This is a genomic window from Thauera sp. 27 (assembly GCF_000310125.2).
Taxonomy (GTDB): Bacteria; Pseudomonadota; Gammaproteobacteria; order Burkholderiales; family Rhodocyclaceae; genus Thauera; species Thauera mechernichensis.
On sequence record NZ_AMXB01000016.1, the window covers coordinates 76,495 to 97,195 of the forward strand.

Annotated in this window: 37 protein-coding genes; 16 read left to right on the forward strand and 21 right to left on the reverse strand. The window is 64.0% G+C overall.

The features are described from left to right. Nucleotide 1: 1 nt before the first annotated feature. From B447_RS10710 to B447_RS10755, 10 genes are all read right to left on the reverse strand, one after another. A complete protein-coding gene (locus B447_RS10710; protein WP_157384663.1) occupies nucleotides 2–496 on the reverse strand; it encodes an AAA family ATPase in 495 nt (164 codons plus the stop codon). Beyond that, nucleotides 493–984, reverse strand: a complete 492-nt coding sequence (locus B447_RS22165) for an HNH endonuclease (RefSeq protein ID WP_002939653.1) — start codon at nucleotides 982–984, stop codon at nucleotides 493–495. Before B447_RS22165 ends, B447_RS10710 begins: the two co-directional genes overlap by 4 nt. After that, nucleotides 981–1,955, reverse strand: a complete 975-nt coding sequence (locus B447_RS21810) for a BRO-N domain-containing protein (RefSeq protein ID WP_198291780.1) — start codon at nucleotides 1,953–1,955, stop codon at nucleotides 981–983. The genes B447_RS22165 and B447_RS21810 overlap by 4 nt, the downstream gene beginning before the upstream one ends. Continuing rightward, nucleotides 1,952–3,139 carry a recombination-associated protein RdgC gene (gene rdgC, locus B447_RS10725; RefSeq protein ID WP_002939656.1) on the reverse strand — a complete coding sequence of 396 codons (1,188 nt, stop codon included), beginning with the start codon at nucleotides 3,137–3,139 and terminating at the stop codon, nucleotides 1,952–1,954. Before rdgC ends, B447_RS21810 begins: the two co-directional genes overlap by 4 nt. Nucleotides 3,140–3,142: 3 nt before the next feature. After that, nucleotides 3,143–3,343 carry a hypothetical protein gene (locus tag B447_RS10730; protein WP_002939657.1) on the reverse strand — a complete coding sequence of 67 codons (201 nt, stop codon included), beginning with the start codon at nucleotides 3,341–3,343 and terminating at the stop codon, nucleotides 3,143–3,145. An 81-nt stretch (nucleotides 3,344–3,424) separates the two neighbouring features. After that, the gene (locus B447_RS21815; RefSeq protein ID WP_002939659.1) at nucleotides 3,425–4,588 is read right to left on the reverse strand and encodes a hypothetical protein; all 1,164 of its coding nucleotides are present in this window, start codon (nucleotides 4,586–4,588) and stop codon (nucleotides 3,425–3,427) included. Nucleotides 4,589–4,605: 17 nt separating this feature from the next. Next, nucleotides 4,606–5,427, reverse strand: a complete 822-nt coding sequence (locus tag B447_RS10740) for a RecB family exonuclease (protein ID WP_037982676.1) — start codon at nucleotides 5,425–5,427, stop codon at nucleotides 4,606–4,608. Next, entirely contained in the window at nucleotides 5,424–5,732 is a 309-nt protein-coding gene (locus B447_RS10745; protein WP_002939674.1) for a hypothetical protein, read from the reverse strand. Before B447_RS10745 ends, B447_RS10740 begins: the two co-directional genes overlap by 4 nt. After that, nucleotides 5,732–6,106, reverse strand: coding sequence for a hypothetical protein (locus B447_RS10750; RefSeq protein ID WP_002939676.1), 375 nt, complete (start codon nucleotides 6,104–6,106; stop codon nucleotides 5,732–5,734). The genes B447_RS10745 and B447_RS10750 overlap by 1 nt, the downstream gene beginning before the upstream one ends. A 115-nt stretch (nucleotides 6,107–6,221) precedes the next feature. Next, on the reverse strand, nucleotides 6,222–7,232 hold the full coding sequence (locus B447_RS10755; RefSeq protein WP_002939679.1) for a DUF7666 domain-containing protein: 1,011 nt from the start codon (nucleotides 7,230–7,232) through the stop codon (nucleotides 6,222–6,224). A gap of 140 nt (nucleotides 7,233–7,372) precedes the next feature. Here B447_RS10755 and B447_RS10760 point away from each other — a divergent pair, with 140 nt between their 5' ends. Beyond that, nucleotides 7,373–7,753, forward strand: coding sequence for a hypothetical protein (locus B447_RS10760; RefSeq protein WP_002939683.1), 381 nt, complete (start codon nucleotides 7,373–7,375; stop codon nucleotides 7,751–7,753). A gap of 4 nt (nucleotides 7,754–7,757) precedes the next feature. Next, entirely contained in the window at nucleotides 7,758–8,732 is a 975-nt protein-coding gene (locus B447_RS22170) for a hypothetical protein (RefSeq protein ID WP_083491439.1), read from the forward strand. 10 nt (nucleotides 8,733–8,742) lie between these two features. On the opposite strand, the gene B447_RS21820 is transcribed toward B447_RS22170, so the two are convergent. Further along, nucleotides 8,743–9,378 (reverse strand): DUF4145 domain-containing protein, encoded by a 636-nt coding sequence (locus B447_RS21820; protein WP_083491440.1) that lies wholly within the window; start codon nucleotides 9,376–9,378, stop codon nucleotides 8,743–8,745. Between B447_RS21820 and B447_RS10775 the strand changes: the two genes are divergently transcribed. Both B447_RS10775 and B447_RS10780 read left to right on the forward strand, forming a co-directional pair. After that, nucleotides 9,377–9,568 carry a hypothetical protein gene (locus B447_RS10775; RefSeq protein WP_002939692.1) on the forward strand — a complete coding sequence of 64 codons (192 nt, stop codon included), beginning with the start codon at nucleotides 9,377–9,379 and terminating at the stop codon, nucleotides 9,566–9,568. The two genes, B447_RS21820 and B447_RS10775, sit on opposite strands and share 2 nt — an antisense overlap. Further along, entirely contained in the window at nucleotides 9,565–9,966 is a 402-nt protein-coding gene (locus B447_RS10780; protein ID WP_002939695.1) for a DUF7694 domain-containing protein, read from the forward strand. Before B447_RS10775 ends, B447_RS10780 begins: the two co-directional genes overlap by 4 nt. Nucleotides 9,967–9,975: 9 nt before the next feature. Here B447_RS10780 and B447_RS10785 read toward each other — a convergent pair whose 3' ends face one another. After that, nucleotides 9,976–10,257 (reverse strand): type II toxin-antitoxin system RelE family toxin, encoded by a 282-nt coding sequence (locus tag B447_RS10785; RefSeq protein WP_002939698.1) that lies wholly within the window; start codon nucleotides 10,255–10,257, stop codon nucleotides 9,976–9,978. Further along, a complete protein-coding gene (locus B447_RS10790) occupies nucleotides 10,254–10,754 on the reverse strand; it encodes a hypothetical protein (protein WP_002939701.1) in 501 nt (166 codons plus the stop codon). The genes B447_RS10785 and B447_RS10790 overlap by 4 nt, the downstream gene beginning before the upstream one ends. 132 nt (nucleotides 10,755–10,886) lie before the next feature. On the opposite strand from B447_RS10790, the gene B447_RS22970 reads away from it, so the two are divergent. Next, nucleotides 10,887–11,009 carry a hypothetical protein gene (locus tag B447_RS22970; RefSeq protein ID WP_269745244.1) on the forward strand — a complete coding sequence of 41 codons (123 nt, stop codon included), beginning with the start codon at nucleotides 10,887–10,889 and terminating at the stop codon, nucleotides 11,007–11,009. 30 nt (nucleotides 11,010–11,039) lie between these two features. Here B447_RS22970 and B447_RS21825 read toward each other — a convergent pair whose 3' ends face one another. From B447_RS21825 to B447_RS22975, 7 genes are read right to left on the reverse strand one after another with little or no spacing between them, the layout of a single operon-like run. Next, nucleotides 11,040–11,561: a hypothetical protein gene (locus B447_RS21825; RefSeq protein WP_157384664.1), complete on the reverse strand. Its 522-nt coding sequence runs from the start codon at nucleotides 11,559–11,561 to the stop codon at nucleotides 11,040–11,042. Further along, complete coding sequence (locus tag B447_RS10800) at nucleotides 11,554–12,072, reverse strand: helix-turn-helix transcriptional regulator (protein WP_002939710.1); 519 nt, start codon at nucleotides 12,070–12,072, stop codon at nucleotides 11,554–11,556. Before B447_RS10800 ends, B447_RS21825 begins: the two co-directional genes overlap by 8 nt. Continuing rightward, on the reverse strand, nucleotides 12,056–12,445 hold the full coding sequence (locus tag B447_RS10805) for a hypothetical protein (RefSeq protein WP_002939718.1): 390 nt from the start codon (nucleotides 12,443–12,445) through the stop codon (nucleotides 12,056–12,058). The genes B447_RS10800 and B447_RS10805 overlap by 17 nt, the downstream gene beginning before the upstream one ends. Nucleotides 12,446–12,491: 46 nt before the next feature. Further along, the gene (locus B447_RS10810; protein WP_002939720.1) at nucleotides 12,492–12,713 is read right to left on the reverse strand and encodes a hypothetical protein; all 222 of its coding nucleotides are present in this window, start codon (nucleotides 12,711–12,713) and stop codon (nucleotides 12,492–12,494) included. 25 nt (nucleotides 12,714–12,738) lie between these two features. Continuing rightward, complete coding sequence (locus tag B447_RS10815) at nucleotides 12,739–13,710, reverse strand: hypothetical protein (RefSeq protein ID WP_037982678.1); 972 nt, start codon at nucleotides 13,708–13,710, stop codon at nucleotides 12,739–12,741. Further along, on the reverse strand, nucleotides 13,707–14,162 hold the full coding sequence (locus B447_RS21830; RefSeq protein ID WP_002939723.1) for a DUF6932 family protein: 456 nt from the start codon (nucleotides 14,160–14,162) through the stop codon (nucleotides 13,707–13,709). Before B447_RS21830 ends, B447_RS10815 begins: the two co-directional genes overlap by 4 nt. After that, complete coding sequence (locus B447_RS22975) at nucleotides 14,159–14,686, reverse strand: hypothetical protein (RefSeq protein ID WP_002939725.1); 528 nt, start codon at nucleotides 14,684–14,686, stop codon at nucleotides 14,159–14,161. The genes B447_RS21830 and B447_RS22975 overlap by 4 nt, the downstream gene beginning before the upstream one ends. Nucleotides 14,687–14,762: 76 nt before the next feature. On the opposite strand from B447_RS22975, the gene B447_RS23045 reads away from it, so the two are divergent. Beyond that, nucleotides 14,763–15,029 carry a transcriptional regulator gene (locus tag B447_RS23045; RefSeq protein WP_002939727.1) on the forward strand — a complete coding sequence of 89 codons (267 nt, stop codon included), beginning with the start codon at nucleotides 14,763–14,765 and terminating at the stop codon, nucleotides 15,027–15,029. 33 nt (nucleotides 15,030–15,062) lie between these two features. On the opposite strand, the gene B447_RS10830 is transcribed toward B447_RS23045, so the two are convergent. Further along, nucleotides 15,063–15,350 (reverse strand): hypothetical protein, encoded by a 288-nt coding sequence (locus B447_RS10830; protein WP_002939729.1) that lies wholly within the window; start codon nucleotides 15,348–15,350, stop codon nucleotides 15,063–15,065. 89 nt (nucleotides 15,351–15,439) lie between these two features. On the opposite strand from B447_RS10830, the gene B447_RS10835 reads away from it, so the two are divergent. From B447_RS10835 to B447_RS10875, 10 genes are all read left to right on the forward strand, one after another. After that, nucleotides 15,440–15,760, forward strand: coding sequence for a hypothetical protein (locus B447_RS10835; protein ID WP_002939730.1), 321 nt, complete (start codon nucleotides 15,440–15,442; stop codon nucleotides 15,758–15,760). Beyond that, on the forward strand, nucleotides 15,747–17,030 hold the full coding sequence (locus B447_RS10840) for a DNA cytosine methyltransferase (protein ID WP_002939732.1): 1,284 nt from the start codon (nucleotides 15,747–15,749) through the stop codon (nucleotides 17,028–17,030). Before B447_RS10835 ends, B447_RS10840 begins: the two co-directional genes overlap by 14 nt. After that, complete coding sequence (locus B447_RS10845) at nucleotides 17,027–17,506, forward strand: HNH endonuclease signature motif containing protein (protein WP_002939734.1); 480 nt, start codon at nucleotides 17,027–17,029, stop codon at nucleotides 17,504–17,506. The genes B447_RS10840 and B447_RS10845 overlap by 4 nt, the downstream gene beginning before the upstream one ends. Nucleotides 17,507–17,558: 52 nt before the next feature. Further along, nucleotides 17,559–18,329 carry a YdaU family protein gene (locus B447_RS21840; protein WP_002939736.1) on the forward strand — a complete coding sequence of 257 codons (771 nt, stop codon included), beginning with the start codon at nucleotides 17,559–17,561 and terminating at the stop codon, nucleotides 18,327–18,329. 37 nt (nucleotides 18,330–18,366) lie between these two features. Beyond that, nucleotides 18,367–18,993 carry a DUF6475 domain-containing protein gene (locus B447_RS10855; protein ID WP_198291782.1) on the forward strand — a complete coding sequence of 209 codons (627 nt, stop codon included), beginning with the start codon at nucleotides 18,367–18,369 and terminating at the stop codon, nucleotides 18,991–18,993. Further along, complete coding sequence (locus tag B447_RS10860) at nucleotides 18,990–19,244, forward strand: hypothetical protein (RefSeq protein ID WP_002939740.1); 255 nt, start codon at nucleotides 18,990–18,992, stop codon at nucleotides 19,242–19,244. The genes B447_RS10855 and B447_RS10860 overlap by 4 nt, the downstream gene beginning before the upstream one ends. Before the next feature lie 195 nt (nucleotides 19,245–19,439). Further along, nucleotides 19,440–19,814, forward strand: coding sequence for a DUF1064 domain-containing protein (locus B447_RS10865; protein ID WP_443080981.1), 375 nt, complete (start codon nucleotides 19,440–19,442; stop codon nucleotides 19,812–19,814). Beyond that, entirely contained in the window at nucleotides 19,811–19,936 is a 126-nt protein-coding gene (locus B447_RS22980; protein WP_269745245.1) for a hypothetical protein, read from the forward strand. Before B447_RS10865 ends, B447_RS22980 begins: the two co-directional genes overlap by 4 nt. After that, nucleotides 19,933–20,247 (forward strand): hypothetical protein, encoded by a 315-nt coding sequence (locus B447_RS10870; protein ID WP_002939746.1) that lies wholly within the window; start codon nucleotides 19,933–19,935, stop codon nucleotides 20,245–20,247. The genes B447_RS22980 and B447_RS10870 overlap by 4 nt, the downstream gene beginning before the upstream one ends. Further along, complete coding sequence (locus tag B447_RS10875) at nucleotides 20,247–20,627, forward strand: terminase small subunit (protein WP_002939747.1); 381 nt, start codon at nucleotides 20,247–20,249, stop codon at nucleotides 20,625–20,627. Before B447_RS10870 ends, B447_RS10875 begins: the two co-directional genes overlap by 1 nt. The last annotated feature ends 74 nt before the right edge of the window (nucleotides 20,628–20,701 follow it).

Consider the following 20,701-nt stretch of genomic DNA (forward strand, 5'->3'; position numbering starts at 1 on the left):
GTCAGCAGGTTCCACGAAGCAGCGGTGTGACCTCTTCGATCTTGTCTGGGTCGCAGCCGCGCTTTAACAGCCTTTCTGCGATGGCCTTGTGGCTGGTTTCGATGCCCAGCAAGCTGAAAAGCATCGTGCGCCGGTCCGCCTCGGCGAGCTGCGCGAAGCGGGCAGGATCCAGGACGAAAGGCAATGCGGGATGAGGCTCCCGACCGGCCGCATGATCGGTGATCTTGCCAGCCTTGGAGATGGTGACTTCGAAGTCGCGCTCGTCGGTTTGCACGAACACCCGGGCGTTCGTCGCCCCTTCGCTGATGAGCGCCGCGGCTTCGCCCTTCTTCGAGATGCGGCACAGGTCGGCGGTGAGGGCCAGGCTGATGGCGTCCTTAATAGATGATTTTCCCGCGCCGTTCATGCCCGCAACGAGTTGTACCGGCGCGTCAAGCTGCAGATCAACGGCTCTTGCACCAAGGAAGTTGCTTACGTGGACACTATGAATTTTCACAGTCGGCTCCTGTCGATGTGCTTCCACACGTCGCCGCGAGCGATCATGAGGACAAGCGTTTTTGATACGCCAAACTCAGCGCCCAGCTTCCGGCTTGAATCGCCTGCGCGGTGCCGCCGAATGATTGACGCGACTTGTTCTTCGGTTAGTCGGTGATTTCCGTTTGCGGAACCTGGACGTCCGCCTCCGTCGCACCGTCCGCGCCCCTTGTTCCACATGTCGCGCATGTTCGCGAAGTGGTCGCCAAGAAACAGGTGTTCAGGGCGAACGCATGCGGGGTTGTCGCAGCGATGAAGAACGTGCATTCCTTCCGGAATGGGGCCAACGTTGATTTCGTAGGAAGCGCGGTGCGCCTTCATGTGACCGCCGTATTTCCCACCCCGGGCCAGCTGTCCATATCCGCGACGATCTCGGCAGCCAATCCACAGCCAGCAGTCGCTGTCCGACTTCCTGACCTTGCTCCAGAAGCGCCGTTCGAGCGTCTTCATGCTGCCCTCCGTTCGGTTTTGCCTTTGTGGGACGGGCAGCGCCGCGCAATCACATCGAGGCAGGCGCGAGCGATTCCGGTGAGTAACTCGGTGGGCAGAAGCGCGCCGGGGTCCCGCAGGATCTCCGGGGCGCGGCTCCAGGGGATCACGGTGGCGTCGTCGGGGACAGGTTGGACGATGGGCGTCTCGCCGTTGAAGGTGACGAGGAAGCGACCGAGCCGAAGCGCTTCTTCGTCCTGGTCGAGAAGCTGATTCATTGCCACGATCTGTGCATGGCCGGCGAGCGCCGAGGTCATGGCGAAGCAGCGCAGGGCGTGGGCCTTGCTCACCATGTCGCCAGCGGTGGCCGAGTAGGCGCCGGTTTTTCGGATCGCCGGCAGAACTTCCGACGTGACCCACTTGGCGAACTTGCGTGCCTCGGGCTTGCGGCTGCGGAGCACCAGGGCGTACAGGCCGGACTCGGAGATGATGGTCAGCTTCTGCTCGCCGCCAAGGGTGTCACCGCTGGTTACACCCTTTTCATCGTCGTCCAGGTGGTCGCCGACGGCTTTCCGGCTGTTGGCATAGCCAAGGGTGTCGCAAACGTCCTTGGCGACAAACCACGGCTCGCCGTCTTTCAGGACGACGCGGACCTGATGGGATTGGAAGTCGAAAACTGCAGGCGCGGACGCGCCGAGGGCGATGGTGGTCATGTTGGTACGCTCCGGTTCATTGAGAACCGCCTCCCGACGCCAATCGGGGTGGGCGGAACTGAACGGGTTGGCGTACCGGCGGAGCACCGGCGAGCCCGAGGGCTCCCCGTCCAGCCCGCCCATAAAGGACGCACCAGACGCAAAAAAGCCGCTCTGCAGAACGCTGTCGCGGCTCATCGCCGCTCCGGACGGGACGCCAATCCCGGTCGCCGGTTGTTTGCCAGCGACAGGCGAAGCATAGGCCCCATGCGCAGGGAAGGTCAAGATGCGGGCCTTCATGCTGCGAGTACCTCACGAGTGCCGTCCGCCCGCATCGCGGAGACGAGGCCATCGGCCTCCATCTGCTCGATGAGGCGGGCGGCGCGGTTGTAGCCAATGCGCAGGTGGCGCTGGACCAGGGAGATGGAAGGGCGACCCTGTTCGAGCACGACGCGCTTGGCGTCGTGGTAGAGCGGGTCCAGGTCGTTGCCGATGCCGAGGGCCTCGCCATCGACACCAGTGAACGTCACGGTGCCGGCTGCCAATACGTTGTCGATGGCTGGGTTCGCCTGATCGACCAGATCCGGGGCGTCCTTTCTCGCCAGCCCGCCGAGCTCGCCGACCAGAGCCTCCAGCGCGCCCTCGATTTCGGCTGCAGCAAGCGTGAAGTCGGCGTCGAACTTGGCAATGGCGTCGTCGGCTTCGTCCTGACCCGCTGTCACGATGTCGAGCAGCAAGATCCGCTTGAGCTCAAGCCGGTTGGTCACGATGAAGCTGACGCGATCATTGAAGGTCAGTCCGAGCAGCGTTGGCGAGCGGCCAATCGTGAGCTGGTACTGAACGTCTTCGCCGGACAGGTCCCAGTTCGAGTAGCGCACGACGCCCTCATCCTCGGCGACAGACACCAGTTCGCAGTCCGAGTCGATGCTGAAGCGCTCGGGCGCCTCCTGGTCTGCCAGCCAGCGGAGCATCGCCCGGGCGGGGTTCACCTCGGTGTGGAGCTGCGCAACGGGCAGGGTGTCAATCGCGCGCCGCATGTCTTCGAGGACGTCTTCTGCTCGTTTGGCGCTCGTGGCCTCAACGATCAACCATCCGCGCTCCTTGTTGATCCATGCGAGCGCGCGGCGCTTCTTTGTGAATGCCAGCGGGAGCAGTTCGGCGATCACTTGCTCCTTGATCTCCTTGATCTGCTTGCGCCCGAGCTTGTAGCCCTGGTGCTGCTCGATCTCGTCGCGCTTCGCCTCGACGTACTCGTTGACGACGGAGGCGGGCAGGAGCTTCTCTTCGTGCTGGTGGCAGAACAGATAACGACCGGCAATGGCCTCGCACAGCGCTGCGTCGTCGCGAGGCGGCACGAAACCGGCGTGCGCGGTATCCAGCGGGCCGCAGCGCTGGAAGGTGCGCCGAGACAGCAACTCTGCAGTTTCATGGGCGAGATGCGGCCAGCCGTGCGGGAGCGGGTAGGCAACGATGTTTCGGATCATGGGTCAGCCCTCGTCGTCCGCGATGCGCTCAAGGTGCGAGCGCTGCGCGGCGCTGATGTACATGCGCTTGCCGTACTGCTGAAAGCGCGCCTTCATGTCGGCGACGAATTCCTCTTCCCAGTCGTTGGCGGCGTTGCTTTCCGCGTCGTCGAGCAGGGACTCGAAATCGTCTTCGGTGTAGTGGTCTTGAACGGTTTCACCCATGACCTTCTCGTGTGTTGGGTGGGGCTCGGCCGACCTGTAGATCGGACAGGGGAGGGTGGCCGGCTTCGCCCCGTTGATCGGTTACTCGAGGCTCAAACCACCCTGGCCGCGACCTCGGCGGGCGGGCTGCGCCTGAGGTGCGGGGCTCTCGCTCTCCTCGCGCGCCTGCGACAGGTTGGCGATCGCTGCCTCGATCTGCTGCCGTTGCTGTTCGGGGAGAGAGCGGGCGATGTCGCGTGCGAGATCGAAGTCGCCGGCGCGCACCGCGGCGTGAGCGTCGGCGAAGCCTGGGGCGCCGTCGTCCTGTTGCTGAGTGGCGGCCGACTCGCGGATCTCGCCCGTTTCGCGATCGACGTAGGCTGGGGTCTCCGTCTTGGTCTGCGGCGGCGGCACGGTGACCGGCTTCTGCTCGGTGAGAGCGGGCGCCGGCGCTGCGGCCTCGCGCATCGCATCGAGCGTGACCGGGCTGCTGTCCGCCATCGCATATCCGCCACCGGCTTGCAGTTCCATATCGATGACGTCGGCAGACTCTTCGGCTGACGGGAGGCCCATCAACAGTTCAGGCGCGTAGAGCTTTCCGAAGAAGGCAGCGGCGCGGTACCGAAGCATCACCTCATCCATCGTCTGCCACTTGCTGCCGTTCTTCGTGTACCAACCTTCGGCAACGGCCATCCCGATGCTCACCGGCGGCGAGAAGAGCTTCTCTTCGGTGCCCTTCTCGATGACCCAGGCAATGCACTGCTTGTCGTGGATCTTGACCTTCTGGGTTTGTGCCTCTTTCCTGCGCGTCGCATCGTTCCATTGGTACGTCGTGTACTCGACGGTCTTTTCGCCCAGATCCTGGATGCTGAAACGCAAGGGAGAGAATCGCCCGCAGTTGTTGATCTGCGCGATGATCCACTGCGAGGACCACGACGGCCGGCCCTCGACCAGATAGAGGTTCTGCATGACCATCAAAGGGTCGGCATTCATGCGCGACGCCATGTTCAGCGCGATGACGCAGTTCGAGAGCGCGTTCGGGTTCTCCGTGCGGCTGATCTCGTTGCCCTTGTAGTCGGTCTTCACAACAACAGCCCGGTACTGCGCCGGCACCAGCGTGGAGGAGCACAGCAGCTTGGCTTGGCGCTGCATTAGCTCGAAAGACTGCAGAGAGCCGAAGCCGGGCGCCACGGCTGGCATTGAGGCCTCTTGCGGCGAACGAAGGGCATCGAGGCTGGTGGCGCGTGTTGCGGCGGGAGCGTTCATGTTCTGTGACCTCCAGGTCAATCGTGAAATGGGCAGGTCGCATGGCGCGGGCAGTACTTGTCCGAGCACAGAAGCGACTTGGGGTTGGGATAGAAGCGGCCGGTCTTGAACATCTCGGCCGCGAACTCGATGAGGCCCGGGTGTTCGTCGGTACCGACCATCACGCGCTTGCCGTTGCGGATCGTTCCTGTCGCGATCTCGGGCGTGCCCTTGGTCTTGAGTCCGATGATCTCGGCGTCGTCGGTGATGGGTTGGCCCGTCGTGTGCTCGTACAGGAGCTCATAGGTGCCGATCTGGGGGCCGTGGCCCTTGGTGACCGCCGCACCTTTCTGGACGGCAGCGGAGCCGCTCTTGAGGTCAGCGATCCCGACTGCGTCGCCATGTCGGCGGATCCGGGCGCGGTCCATGGTCCCGGTCAAGCGCACGATGACGCCGCCGCCGCAGTCGATATCGAGCGGCTTGGTCTCCATCTCCACAGCGACGAAGTCGTAGCGCGGGGAAACGTCGGTGCAGTACTTCGAGACGAGCGCCAGGCCGACGCGCTCGGCTTCGGGCATGGTCAGGTCATCGCGTGCAGGATCGAACTCGTTCTCGGGGTCGCGCAGCTTGTCGACCATCGCGCCGGCGGCGTCGTCGGCGGTGAGGCCTGCACCATCGAGGCGCGACTGGTCGAACACCGCGGTACCGGCGTGGATCGCCGTCCCGAGGGCTGCGCGCAGGCCGACCACGTTTCGAAGCTTCAAGAGGTGGATGCCCTCCCACCGGTAGGCGCAGTCGAAGAGCCCTGCCCAGGACGACGCGCGGACGGTGAGAGACGGGAGCGTATCCGGAGCGTTCATGGCTGCACCTCGGCGATAACGGCGTGCGGCTCTTCGCACTCGATCCCGTACTGACGGGCTACCTGTGCAACCGCGATCGCTGCTTCCGCATCGGCCTTGGCGATCAGCATCTCGGTGTGCGCGTCGTGCGCCTCAAGCACGCCGTATCCAGCGAAAATCAGGGCGACTCCAAGCCAGGCAGGCCAACGCGGGGCGGGTTTCTTGTTGGGGTTCATGTTTTCTTCCTGGTAACGGTTGATTCCTACACATCGCGCCACCAGCAGCCCGGCGGCGAGCCACATCACTGCAAGCAGCGCGGCGCCCATCACGCGGCCATCCTGTCGGCGACGGCCTCTGCTTCGGCTTGCATGCGTTCCTGCTCGAGCTGTTCGCGCGCCCTCTCGCGGCACCGGGCCTGCAGATACCCATCAACCCGGCCGATGAGCATTGCGCCCAGGTCTGCGGGGCCGGCGGCAAACGCGGCGCCCAGTTCGCCCAGCTCGGCTTCGTCCATCGCGGCGAGCACGTCGCCGATGGCTTCCTCGACGATGTTGCCGGGGATGGGGTGGCCGATCTCACGCGCCCAGATTTCGGCTGCGGCGGCCTCGATCGCCTCGTCCTCGGTAAGCGAGGCGTCCAACTCGGCGTAGTGGGCGCTGAGCGTGCGGCGCTCGTAGGCCTGTTCGAGTGCTGTGTTCATGTGCGTCTCCATTCGAATGACCTGCAGAGAAGAAGGGCCGGGCGCGGTCTTCGCGGAGTCGCCCGGCAATCCAGCCGCGTCTGGCGCTTCTCTCAGGGGAGGTGATCGGTGTTTTTCAGTCCTGCGCCCGCACGAACTCACCGGCATCGTTGACGCGGTAATTGACGTGCGGCTCGATGTCGTTTTCTCCAACATATGCGACAGCGATTCGGTAGCGGGTGCCGTCGTAGTAGGTCAGGGCAATTGCTCCGCCATCTCCTGCCCGCGCGGTTGCGCCGAGGCCGGCTGACACGCAGACGCTGCCGTCGCCCGAGGCGGCGAGCTTGCTGCGGTAGCCCGAGGCGGCGAGCTGGCTGCGGTAGCCCGAGGCGGCGAGCTGGCTGTAGTTGCCCGAGGCGGCGAGCTGGCTGCCGTCGCCCGAGGCGGCGAGCTTGCTGTCGTTGCCCGAGGCGGCGAGCTTGCTGTCGTTGCCCGAGGCGGCGAGCTTGCTGTCGTTGCCCGAGGCGGCGAGCTGGCTGCCGTCGCCCGAGGCGGCGAGCTGGCTGTAGTTGCCCGAGGCGGCGAGCTGGCTGCCGTTGCCCGAGGCGGCGAGCTGGCTGCCGTCGCCCGAGGCGGCGAGCTGGCTGTAGTTGCCCGAGGCGGCGAGCTTGCTGTCGTTGCCCGAGGCGGCGAGCTTGCTGCCGTCGCCCGAGGCGGCGAGCTTGCTGCGGTAGCCCGAGGCTGCCGCGTCAGGCTTCAGCGCAAAAGCGGCCTTGCACAGCCCCATCAGGTACGAGACGCCGTCGCTAATGATCTGCGGGAGGGCGATCTCCGCGCTGATCGTGATGCGTGCAGCCGCGATTTTCGAGTCGTCACTGTGAAGACTCGCTGCGCCACTCAAGTCCACCACCGCATAACGGCTATCGAGCGGGTAGTAGTTCCACACGTCGAGCGGGTTTTCGCATGCGTGGAAGCCGCTTTTGCAGGCAGCGACCTCGCCGTCGTGCTCGTAGGTCTTGCCGACCTCGAACTGGAAGCCGCGGCATTGCAGATTCTGGTCGAACGCCTTGTAGGCGCGGATCGGTGCTGCTGCGGCGGTGGTTTCTGCCGGCGCCGGGGTGGCGTCGTGCTGTTCGGCTTGCGTCATCGTGGGACCCCTGTCGTGGTAGTGCGTTGGGATGGATAGTAGGCGTCGCCTAACTTCATGTCAATAGGCGTCGCCTAACTTTTATGCCACAATCCCTCTACTCGCTCATCCGGGCGGGATCAACTCATAGGAGAGTTCACATGAAGCGCAACGAATGGGCCTTCGACTATGCCGTGTCGGACCTGGCAGCGGCCGCAGTCAAGAAGCGCGCGCATCACGAAGCCCGGCTGGCGTGGTGGGAAGAGAAGAAGGCGGAGGTGATCGAGGAGGTGCGCGCGAGCGGCCTGGAAATCAGCGAGGACATCGCCGCGCTGTACGCGAACACGGCGGCGCTCGGCGGTGCGCGCGTCGTGGTCAAGGACGACTATCAGCGCAAGCTCTCCGAGTGCCACACGAAGATCAAGCAGCACGGCGAGAAAGCCCGCGAGTACGCCGGATGGGAGGCGGTACTGACGTCGAGGCCGGCAACCGAGCGGCGCGAGCTGCAGGCTGATGATTGGCTGTTCTTCTTCGGGGGATGAGGAGATGGACTGCAACGAAATCATGAAAATGGCGCGTGCAGCCGGCATCGAGAATTGGTGGGACAAGGCGAACGCGGATCAGCTCTCATACGAGGCTGCGCTTAAACGCTTTGCAGCCCTCGTTTCCGCAGCAGAACGTGCGGAGTCGAGCATTCCGGATGACGTTTGGCGCGACGCCACGCGTTACCGCTTCGTTCGCGTTGCGGACGGGGTGAGGATCAGCCACGAGGCCGCGCGCGACCCTGCGGCCTACGACGAGGCGATTGACCGCGCCATGCGCGAGCGAGGTTGCGGGGGCTTGCCAAAGCCAAAGGGGATCGGCTCAGACCCCACGCAGGCCGTGCTTGCAGCAGGGGCAGCTAGCCCGGAGGGGGTCGGTCTGTCACGCAGGATTGAAGATACTCAGGCAGTAACTTTCGCAGCGAGATACATGCGCGCCAGGCTCATTCGTGGTCGGGAGGCTGCGGTGCCCGAGAGCTTGCTGACCGAGGCGATGACGCAGGCGTTTGCGCGGGTGTTCGACGTACACAATCAGGCGGGGACGTTCGGGCCTGCGCTTCGTGCGGCGCTCGCTGCTGCCGGGCGCGCACCGATGCAGCAGGACTCGGACCTCGATTCCGGTCCGACGCCCGGCGACTTGCTCGCGTGGGGCTCGCAGGCCGTGCTTGATGTGGCTGCGGAGCGCCGCCGGCAGCTCGAGGCCGAGGGCTGGACGCCGGAGCACGATGACCAGCACAGCGCCGGGCAGCTTGCGGGGGCGGCGGCGTGCTATGCGCGCCACGTAAATTCGCGGGGATGGGTTATCGATACGCCATTCGACAACTACACGACCGACTCGGCGCCAATAGAGTGGCCGTGGGACGACTCGTGGTGGAAACCGACCACTCCGCGCCGCGACCTGGTGAAGGCGGGCGCCCTGATCCTCGCCGAGATTGAGCGGCTGGATCGGCTGGTCGCCAAGAAGCAGGAGGGCGGGTGATGGTGCGCGTTCAGATGGCAGACGCGCGCCGTCGTTGTTCCAGCATGGCCGGCAGCGTGAAGACGTACATCAGGAACAGTTCGGTGAAGTCGCGCAGGTTGCGAGCGAACTCGACCGTTACCGGGTCGGTGTCATGCGCGGCGGTATTGCCGTCGAACCGGATGGCGTGCGCCCACTCGGCCAGGCTCTTGGTGATTTCGTGGCGGGTGGCAAGCAGGTCGATGCGGTGGGCGAGCGTGCCGGTCATGTCCGGCCAGCGGGTCTTGAGCGCAACTTCGAGCGTCTTGCGAAAGACCATTGCGGCGGCGTCGCCGTTTTTGTGGTCGCGAATCAGTGTGTCTGCACCCTGGATGAACAGCGCTTCAACCTGCGCGGGCAGGTGTTCTGGCGCGCGCGCGATGGGCGGCTTGGGGATGATCTCGATGCTCATGCCCGGCTCGGGGCGAATGACTTTGGGCCAGTCGCGCTGGAAACCCCGCTTCTTTGCGTCGTTGAAGATGACGTGCGCGATGGATGCCCGCTCGCAGCTTGGGCAGGCGCAGAACAGATCGAATTCGTTGGGCGAGTCCTTGACGGGACGGGTTGTCGCCACCGTGAACACAACATCCTTGATGCAGTGAGGGCATAGCCCCAGGAGAGCAGACATGGCAATTGGACCCTATTCCGAAACGATCAACCGCATTCTGGACCATGGCGCCGATGGCGTCATGGCATTGTTGATGCAGGCCTATCGAAACGCGGGCAGAAAGGATGAGTTTGTTGCGGCGCTAGCGTTTGAATTGCTGTTGCGCATCCGATCCGCCCAGGACGCAGCGCCGAAGCGGGGTGAAGAGTGAACATCCTGACCCGAGACCGGCGCCGCCAGCTCGAGCGCGAGAACGCGAAGCGCCTGGCGGTGCTCACCGAAGTGCCGCGGGCGCGGTGGCCGGATGCCGGCCAACAGTCGGGTCGCGTGCGCGTCTGGGTGTCGCGCGACTACCTGGTGCAGGAGTTCGCCGTCGCCGACTCGCTGGTGAATGCGCGGCTAAGCATCTGCCGGACGAGCCACAATGGCGAGCGCTGGAATGACGGCATCTCGTGGGACGAGCTGATGCGGATCAAGCGCGAGATCGGCTACGGCGCGCGAGATGCGGTCGAGATCTACCCGGCGGATGCGGATGTGGTGAACGTGGCGAACATGCGGCACCTGTGGCTGGTGGCCGGCGAGCTGTCGTTCAAGTGGAAGAGGCGGTGAGGGGGCGAGTCAGGGCGCACGGTCGATTTCCTTGTGTGTCCCGATCTTGCGCAGTACGGCACAGTCCCCCTCGAGCGCGAAGCTCAGCTTGTGAGAGTGGTTGCGCGTGACGTGGATTGTCCAGTAGTCCGCCGTCTGCTTTTCCAGCCTGTACTTCTTGGGGTGGGGGTCGGCAACGAGATCCTTCACTGCCTGCCTTGCCGCCTCCTGGATCTCGGGCGGGAGCTTTCGGAGCATCTCGCCAAACGCGGTCGTGGCACGAATGCGCTTGATGGGATGCAGTCTGGTCATCGGCCCAAGAGGTCGTCGAACAGCGCGTCTACGTCGGCGGCGGCGTAGATGGGCCCTTTGGGCTGCGGGGCTGCGTCGATGTCGTGCTCGCCGATGTTCCAGCGCAGGGCGTCGATGGCGTTGTGGAGGTCCGCGGCTTGTGCGATCGCCTCAGTGTATGCAGCCTCAATGCCGTCGTCTTCGGTGAGGCGGCGGTCGTCGCGCCCGGCTTGACGCTTGTCGATCAGGATCTCGTACAGCGCCTTGACTTCGCGCTGCGCGTTTTCGAGCGCATCTTGAATGGCGTCGTCCGGGTCGATGGGGCAGGCGGTGGCCCCCAGGTCTGCGTTGGCCGACTCGGCGAACTCAGCATCGGCACGCAGCATGCCTGTCAGCCTGTTGAGCCAAGCCAGTGTGATTTCGATGTCGCGGAGAAGGTCGAGCGAGCGCGCAGCGCCTGCGGTTACGCTGGCGCTGAAGGCCTGCAGCTCGCGGCGCTCTCGGGTAAGCGTGGTCAACGTTTGCTCCTCATGTGCAAAAAGCCGCTTCGGTTGGCGGCTTTTATTCGACAGCCCGACTCTATCACCGTTCCGGCAATCCGGCTGTGGATAAGCTATTGCATCTGGCTATCAGGAGGCTATTGCGATGACGTGCTCGGCAGCCTCGGGTTCGCTAACGGCTGGCAGTACGTCGGTGCCATCCTGTCTCGCCTCTTGCTGCAGCCCGGGGTTGCGATCGTGTCGGAGGCGCACTGGGTGGCGCGCCTGCGCTAAAAGAAAACCCGCCATGGGGGCGGGCGTCCATCATTCAGCCGCGGCGTCCTGCCCTTGTGGTGGGGCTAGGCTGATCAGCGGGATCATCGTTACCGGCAGCCCCATTCGCAGCAGCGTGTTGTGGCAGTACTCTCGCCAGTACGGCCATGTGTGAAGCAACACGTTGTTGCTGGCCCAGTGATGCAGCGTTTCCGCATCGGGGAGGGCGTCGCCGCTAAGGTTGTAGACAGCGGCGATTTCTGCCGTGATTGAGGCGAGTCGGTGTGTCTCGATCTCGTCTTCCTCGTGTTGGGAGCCGTCTTCCTTCGGTCGCACGTACACGAACTGAAACCGTGAAATGAACTGGCACCAGTGCAACGTCTGCTCTGCACCGTCTTCCGCTTGAAGCTGCGTCGTGTTGCAGCTGCACTTGCAGTCTGCATTTCTGAACAAGGGTAGCATCCTAATGCCGGGCAGATTCGGATGGAAGCCCTCGTTCATCTCCATCGCCCCCCCCCGCAGGTAGATCGACTGCAGTGAGAGCATTGGCGTGGGGCCTTCGGTCTTAGCCACGGGCGGCCTCTCTCGGACCTTGATCAATACGTTGCCAGCCCGGAAGCGTTGGGTTAACGGGCCCGGCCGCAGTCAGCGGTTTCACGATGGCGATGTGGTTGCCGTTGATCGCTTTCCATTCACCGTTGCTATGCACCTTGCGCAGGCCGCGAAACTGCGCAAGATCTTCTTCGCGCGAAACGACCTCAAGCCGCTCGCGGCGGAGGTTGACCGCATCCATGATGCCTTCGCTGAAGGGCACGAAGGCCACCTTCAGGTGCACGTCGAAGGCTTCGGAAAGCTTGCGCAGTGTTTTCACCGTCCAGGCGTCGTAGTCGACGTTCTCGAGCGTGCTGATGCGTTCCTGCTTCATTCCCGCGAGTTGGGCCAGCGCTTCCTGAGACAGCCCGCGCTGCTCACGCAGCGCCTTGATCTGAGCGGCGATCACGACGTTGCCGTGATCCTGCATGTAGCCGTGGGCAAACTCCTTGTCGGCAAAATCGTCGACGAGTCGATCAGCGAATGTGCTCATGTTCTTTCCTCCTGTTTGCAGGGTCGGCCTTGACCGCCTGCCTTATGTCGCCCGCGAGCGCATCTGCTTGACGCGGTACGAGCTTGCCGCCGACCTCCTTGGCGCCAAGCAATAGCGTGAACTCTTCGCTCATGTCGATCGGCCCCCTGCACAGCACGGGGCGCAACTGGACATTGCCGCGCACGCGCAACTTCAGGATTCCCGGGGTGTCGGTTCCGGTCAGTACTTCCGGAAGAAGCGCCAGCCCAAGTTGGTGCAACTTGTCCAGCCTGTTGGCCAGCTTGGCTCGATCCCGCGTCTGTAGGTCTCGCGTCCATGCAGCGATCTCGTTCTCACCGTGGGCGTTCACATGGTCATACAGAGCGAAGGGCATCGTATAATAAAATTGTTATAACGTGTGAACTCGTCGATACCGTACCCTAGATTGCCGAGATGTCGAGCAGGGTGCGCACGCGCTTCTGTTGGTCGGTGCTGTCGTCGTAGAACACCGTCTCCGAATACACGATGTGGCAAGGCTTGCCGAAAAACGTGGTGACCTTGGCTTCCAGTTCCTTCGGCGCAATGCCGGTGACCAGGGCGGCGCCCGACAGTGGGCGTATAGCTAGCTTCTGTACCGCATGCAGGAAGGCGCCGAGGTGCATGGCACTGGCGCGGTGGCCAGAATATTCAAAGTAGCCGACCGCTCTCGGGCATCGGTTCTATGCGTTCGACGTACATCAGGCGAGGGTGGCCGTCGCGGTCAGTCTCGTACTTTCCCGTCACCCGGAATGGGCGGCCCAACATGATTCTGGCTTGCTCGGTATGCAGCGCCGGCAGCACGCAACGCACCACGCCTTCGGGCGTTCGAAGGTGAAACCGCGTCTTGTCGAGATCGGCCTCGCGCACTTCGCCTTGTAGCGCGCCCTCGCGCAAACGCCCGGGCAAAGGATGGCGTAACGCTTCCTGCAAGACGACGCGCTCGCGTTGCGACAGGGTGGCGCTGCCGTACTCGCGCGACGAGATGCCCAGCGTGTGGATGCCGCGCTTTCCGGTGGGGGCGAAGGCTAGCAGCGACAAGAGCGCGACGTCGCGCTGCGCCGGGTCGGGCTCCGCTTCGTGCAAGCCGGGGCGCAGCGTTTCGTCGTCGATGAAGCGCGCGAGCATGGGCAGGCGCGCCGCGGTGTCGGCCAAGCGCTCGCCCAACTGGCCATCTGCGGGCAGCAGTGGGGAGTCGGGCAGCATCAGCTTGAGTCCGATCCATATGCTGCCCGGCGCGACGCCGGAGAGACGCAGATCCGCCTCGCGCGAAATGCGCTTGCCGTCGACGCCCATCAGGTCGAGGGTGGATCTGATTAGGGCGCGCATGTTCTTGTTGGCCGTCCCGGTTAGCCAATTGAACGCGGACAGCCATGGTAGCGCGTGCTCGGCCCCCGGCCCCTCGGCGTGCAATACGAGGTCCGAATTCTCCACGACCTGGAATAGCGGGTAGGACTCGCGCGCGATCTTGTCGAGCTGATCAATAACCCCGCCGACCAACTCTGCCGGATCGACAGCCACCCCGTGCTCTTTGGCGAGCAGACCAATGCCGACGCTGTGCTCGAGGAACACGCGCATTGCGTCTTTTGGGGATCCGTCCCAGAGTGGGCGGCGGTCGGTCATGGAACGATCCTGAGAATGCCTTTCGGGTGGGTGCGGGCGAGTTGCAATTCGGCCGCTGCTTTGTCGCCGACGTACTGGAAGAATGCTGCCAGGTCGTTCGGGAGGGCAGGGTGGCGAGGCCATACGTCGACATGATAGTTCGCTTTCAGCGCTGCGCGCTCGATCTGACAGCGCAACATGAAGATTACGGCCTGCTCGAGGGGGGCATGCGGGGCCAGATCGAACACGGCGTCGATGTCTTCCGGGTCTGGCTTGCGCCGCACGAAGCTGCCGTCAACGAGCACGGCCCCCTGCAGGTTCTGCGGTATCCACCATTCGGCCAGCAGTCGCTGCAGCCCGTTCAGCAGTTCTGCGCGCCGCGGCGTCCAGCAGAAGCGCCTCTCGATCTCCGCTGGTGAGGCGTCGTGGATGCCGGGAGGCAACAGTCCGTGTTCGTCGTGGTCAGGGATCATGGGCGAGGGCCAAGGATTCTCAGAATGGCGTCGGCGACGGCGCGGCCTGTGGCTTCGTCGGGCGTGGTCACATACTCCGCCATCAACTCGGCGATCGCGCGCTTGACTGCTTCCGGTTGCGTGGAGATCTCGGCACGCAAGCGCTCCAGCAAGTCTGCGACAGTTGGTTGCGCCGCAGCTGGCGATTGTGCTTCGCCGTCGTCCGCCTTGCTATTAGACGAAGGTAATAGAGCGACACCGCTCTTGTCATGAGCGTGATCGGCGTCACGGTCGTCGGTAAGCCCCGCTGGCCACTCGGACTTCGTCATCCCCCAGTGATCAGGTCCCGCAACATCAGAGAAGTAACGCCATAGCTCAGGCAGTTTGTCTTTTGCGACAGAGCCCTTCTTGACCCAGTCAGCCAGTGATGGCGGCTTCATCCCAAAATGACGCGCGATCTCGGCCTTCGTCTTCGCAGCCCCGGAGTCGAGCTTCAACTGGATCGCGCGCGCAATGGCTGCGCCGAATTCTTTACCTTTAAGCATGGCCTAATGGATCACGCTTGCGAGAGATTAGGCAATTCCTCTTGTCAAAGATTAGGCGCCGCCTTACCATGAGCCCATGGATACCAAAACACCCATCCAACGAGCCTGTGATCACTTTGGATCGATTTCCGCGCTGGCGCGAGCAATCGGCGTTTCTGTTCCGACGGTCCATCAGTGGATAACAGGGGTGCGCCCAATCCCGAGCGAGCGGTGTTCTCAGGTTGAGATCGCGACGGGGCGGGCGGTGATCTGCGAAGAGTTGCGGCCAGATCTTGTCGAGCACTGGGCGTGCCTGCGCCGCAGCGCTCCGCCTGCCACCCAGTCCAGCCAGGAGGCGGCGTGATGCCGATCGACCGACCTGCAGTGGAGCAGGGCGTCAAGCTGGCGTATTGGGTGATGCGGGCTGGTGTAGCCGCCGCTCTAGCTCCGCAATCTGCCCGCGTATTCCCGCGAGCACGCGATGCAGCTGATCGTCTGAAAGAGAAGTGGCGTAGAGCCCGTGTGCGTCGTGCTGCTCGGCAACGCCTTTCAGACAGGCAAGCACTCGATGCTCGTCCCCGACAGCCGCGAGGGCAGCCGTGATGCTCAGGCTTTGCAGCTGCAGCAGAACCTCGATTTTTGCTGCCCTCTCTTCGATTGCCGCGACGCGTTCTTCCAAGTTCATGGCTTCTCCTGTGCGGATGGTGGTTGCGTGAGACCTTCCATTCTATCCGCATTGGGGAAGCCGCTCTTAACCCCCCTGGAGCACCGCTAGTGTCTCTGCTCAATCCCTTCACCTGGTTCGCCAGGAAGCCTGTCGGTGAGGTCGCCGCCGGGGACGATCCGCAGTTCTCGCGCCGCGCGGCCGACTCGTCAGGCGTCGCGATGGACGATGGTTTCTCGCTCCGAATGCCCGCAGAGCTCAAGACGCTCGGTCTGCGCCGTGCGCGGGCATTGGGCTTCTCAACAATGGGCGAGTACGCACGGTTCCTGATCACGGTCGACTGCATGGATGAGGACGATGTCGACATCCTGCCGTCGCGGCTTCGTGAGTTGGTAATGCAAAAGGGTAGGGGCGGGAATGTGGCGCGATGACTTCACCCTCCCGCTGCTGCCCAACGAGCAGATCGTCGATAACTTCGCCGGCGGTGGTGGCACCAGCAGTGGCCTCGAGGCTGCGTTCGGGCGCCCGGTCGATGTCGCGATCAACCACGATCCGGCTGCGCTGGCGATGCACCGCGCCAACCATCCGAACACGCGCCATCTGTGCGAGAGCGTGTGGAACGTGGATCCGCGCGAGATCAAGGGCCCGGTTGGGCTGGTGTGGCTGTCGCCGGACTGCAAGCACTTCTCGAAGGCGAAGGGCGGCACCCCCGTCGAGAAAAGGATCCGCGGCCTTGCCTGGGTGGCGCTGCGCTGGGCTTCGATCAAGCAGCCCCGCGTGATCGCGCTCGAGAACGTCGAAGAGTTCGTCACCTGGGGGCCCGTGGTGCGTCATGAAGACGGCGGCCACAGGCCTTGCCCGCGGCGCAAGGGGCGCGAGTTCAATGCGTTCGTGAATGCGCTGCGCCGGCAGGGCTACGCGGTGGAGTGGCGCGAGCTGCGGGCATGCGACTACGGCGCGCCGACCATCCGCAAGCGCTTCTTCCTGATCGCGCGGCGGGACAAGCTGCCGATCCGCTGGCCGGAGCCGACGCACGGCGACCCGAGCAGCCGCGACGTGCTTTCGGGTCGTCTGCTGCCGTGGCGTACGGCCGCCGAGTGCATCGACTGGTCGCTGCCGTGCCCGAGCATCTTCCTGAGCAAGGAGGAGGGGCGGGCGCTTGGTGTGCGCCGGCCGCTGGCCGATGCCACGCTGCGCCGTGTGGCGAAGGGCGTGATGCGCTATGTCGTCGATGCGGCGGAGCCGTTCATCGTAAAGCCGAACCACACCGCCCCGGGCTATGACTGCTTTCGCGGTCAGGGGCTATTTGAGCCGCTGCAAACCGTAAGTGCGCAAGGTCTCCACTTCGGCGAAGTGCGCGCCTTCCTGGTGAAGTACTACGGCAGCGACCAGGATCCGCGCCTGCTCGATCCGCTGCACACCGTCACGACCCGCGACCGCTTCGCGCTGGTCACCGTCGCCGGCGAGCAGTACGCCATCGCCGACATCGGCCTGCGGATGCTCTCACCGCGCGAGTTGTTCCGAGCGCAGGGCTTCGGTGACGACTACATCATCGATCGCGGCATCGACGAAGACGGCCGGGAGATCCGGCTCACGAAGACCGAGCAGGTCCGCATGTGCGGCAACAGCGTTTGCCCGCCGGTTGCCCGCGCTCTGGTCGAGGCGAACTTCCAGCATGAGAAGGCGTGGAGGGTCGCATGAACTACTACAACCGAATCCATTACGACCCTTCAACCGGAGCTTTCACGTGGGCCGTTTCTGCTCCAGGCATCACCGTTGGCAAGCCTGCCGGCACCGTGAGCGTCTACGGATACCGTGTGATCCGACTTGCCAGAAAGTCCATCCGAGCCTGCCGTTTGGCGTGGTTCCTGTCCCATGGCTCATGGCCTGAAGGAGAGATCGACCACATCAACGGCGACCGCCTCGATGATCGTCTGGAGAACCTTCGCGTCGTGGATCGTGCGGGGAACTCGCAGAACAAGGGCAGCGCGCAGGCCAACAATCGCAGCTGCGGGCTGCTCGGCGTCACATGGAACAAGCAACACCAGCGCTGGCAGTCAAAGATCATGGCGAACAAGATGCGCCACCACGTTGGCTATTTCGACTCCCCGGAGGAAGCGCACGCCGCCTATATGGCCGCTAAAGCTCGACTCCATATCGGAGGGCGCAGCCATTAACTACTACGAGCACCACCTCGGCGACTACGCCAAGGACACGGGCCACCTTTCCATGCTCGAGCACGGCGCGTATCGCATTCTGCTCGACCGCTATTACTCCACGGAAGCAGGCATTCCCGCGGCGCAGGCATATCGCCTTGCTAGGGCTCGCTCGGAAGAGGAGCGCCAAGCCGTTGATGTCGTGCTGGAGGAGTTCTTCGAGCGAGTGGACGGGGTGTGGATCAATCGCCGTGCCGAGGAGGAGATTGCAGGCGCTCAAGCTCGGATCGAGACCGCCAGGCAGAACGGCAAGAAAGGCGGACGCCCTCCGAAGAACCCGACAGGTTCCGAAACCGAAACCCAGAAGAAACCCGGTGGGTTTTCTGTGGGTTCCGAAACCGAAACCCAGAAGAAAGCTCACCAAGCACCAAGCACCAATCACCATCTACCAGGTGAACCAAAAGCGAGCGAATCACTGAGCGTCAGTAGCGCGCCCGAGGTGCCGATCGCGCTCGCTTCTGCAGACCCTTCCCCTGAAGTCGAGCCCACCGAGGCCGGCGCGATCTGCCGCCGCATGCGGGACAACGACATCCAGGGCGTGAATCCGTCTCATCCGAAGCTACTTGCCCTTCTGCAGGCCGGGGTCACTTCCGACGAGCTGTGCGCCATTGCCGCAGAACCGAACGCGCGAGGCAAGGGCATGGCCTGGGTGCTTGCTGCCGCAGAGGGGCGTCGCCGCGATGCGGCCAAGGTGCGACCGCTGCCGAGAGCATCCCCGACGTTGGCAGACCGTAATCGACAAGCGGCCGATGAGGCCAAGCGACTGATCTTCGGCGAGGGTTGAACCCATGCAGCAACACGAATTCGATGCGTTCTCCGACATGCTCCAGGCGGTGGCCGAGTACTGCGGCAAGCCGCTGTCGCCGGGCGTGATCGCGATCTACTGGCAGGGGCTGAAGGACCTCGACCTGCCGGCTGTGCGGCATGCGCTGAATGCCCACGTGCAGAACCCGGACACAGGCCAGTTCATGCCGAAAATCGCGGACATCCGCCGCATGCTCGGCGGCACAACGCAGGACTCCGCACTGCGCGCCTGGGCAAAGATCGACAAGGCCGTGCGCCACGTCGGCACCTACGCCAGCGTGGCGTTCGACGATGCGCTGATCCATCGCGTGCTGCACGACATGGGCGGCTGGGTTGGCCTCGGCACGAAGACCGAGGAAGAGTGGCCGTTCGTGGCCAAGGAGTTCGAGAACCGCTATCGCGGCTACGCCATGCGCAACGAGAGACCCGAGTATCCGCCGGTGCTGACGGGCATCGCCGAGGCGGAAAACGTGCGGCGCGGCCTGCGCTCCGATCCGCCGCGGCTGATCGGCGACGCCACCAAGGCCGAGGCGGTGATGCAGAGCGGCACGCGCCGGCCGCTGATCGGGTTCGCCACGGCATCCGTCGCAGCGGTCGAGGCTACGCAGCCGCTTCGCGTAATCGACAGCAGGAGCGCGGCATGAGCGCGGCGCAGCAAGCCGGCGCCCTGGCCGGGCACATGAAGCAAGTTGGCGACGGCGTAGCCTGGGCGAAGACCCCGCCGGCCCGCGGCGCTCGTGGCTCGCTGTGGGAAAGCCGCATCATCGAGCTCGCCGAGTCCGGCGACCAGCGTTTCCTGCAGATCCTCGCCGAGCACGTCGCGCTGGGTGTGATCCGCTCCGAGCGCGCAAGGCAGGCGCTCGAGGCAGCAGGCTATGACGCTATTGCTGCCTGAACGCGAACGGGGTGAGTCATGGGGCATGAATTTCAAGCATCGCTGTTTGGTGCGCCAGTTGCTGCGGTTTCGGGCGCAGGGGAATCGGGCTGCAGTCGAGGCGATGAAGCGAAGCAGCGGGTACTCGGTACTGCTTCCGGATGCGAACGCACAGTGGGCAAAGGGAAATCGCGGGGAGAGGGGGGATTGGCGGTAGTGGTGCGACACAAGGTTTCTACAAAGGCAGCCGGCGGCCTTCTGGCACTTGGCAGGCTGAAGGCCGGGCAGCAGAACAAGACAGAGGCTGCATACGAGGCCACGCTAAGAGCTCGCGAGGCGGCCGGAGAGATCGTGTGGTATCGATTCGAGGGGTTAAAGCTGAGGCTGGCCGACAGCACGTTCTACACGCCGGACTACGCCGTCATGTTGGCGTCTGGTCAGATCGAGTGCCACGAGGTCAAGGGCCGATGGATGGACGACGCGAGGGCCAAGATCAAGATCGCCGCCGAGATGTACCCGTTCCGCTTCCTGGCTGTGTTCGCAAAGGCGAAGAAGGATGGGGGCGGCTGGGATGTGGAGGTGTTCGAGTGAAGGAGCAGGACGACGCTCGAGTGATCGAGTACACGCGGCTGGCGAAGGTGTTTCCGATGGAAGGTGATGACGCACTGGATTCGCCTGGCGCAGTGATTGAGATCTGGGAAGTGACAGCATGAACGTGACGACGGAAACCGTGCTCGATGCCATCCGAGCCTACGAGGGCGAGATCAAAGACGCTGAAGGGGTGAGCGTCTTCACCACGACCGACATCGCGGCGGCGATGGGATGTGACGAGTACCCGGTACGCGCGGCGTGCTCCTGGCTGCGGCGGTTCCGCCTGATCGAGGCAGTGGAGGGCACAGCCTGCATGCGTCGCACGCGCCGGACTGGTGAGCGCTACACGGCGTGCTTCTACCGGCTCAAGCCGCAGGCGCGGCCGGCGGACTTCGATGCGCTCTACCAGGTGTTCGGGCTGGGGACGAGGTGATGGGTCGAAAAGGACTCACGCCCAAGCAGTCGCGCTTCGTCAAGGAATACCTTATCGACCTGAACGCGACTCAGGCTGCGATTCGAGCTGGGTACAGTTCGCACCGCGCGAATGCGATCGGGTATGAAAACCTGACAAAACCAGATGTTGCCGCTGCGGTGCAGCGGGAAATGAAGGCGAGGGCAGAGCGTACCGAGATCACGCAGGACATGGTGTTGCGCGAGCTGGCGAAGATCGGGTTCGCAGACATCCGCAGGGCTGTGACTTGGGGAGAGACAGAACTGCGCGTGGCAGATGGCGAGGACGGTACCGCCGTGCCGCATCACGGCCTGGCGCTCAAGGCGTCGGACGAGATTGACGACGATACGGCTGCAGCGTAACCGGTCACTGAGCGGCGTTCTTTGCCCGCCCGCGCCCACGCGGAACAATCCCTCCCACATTCATCAGGGAGGAG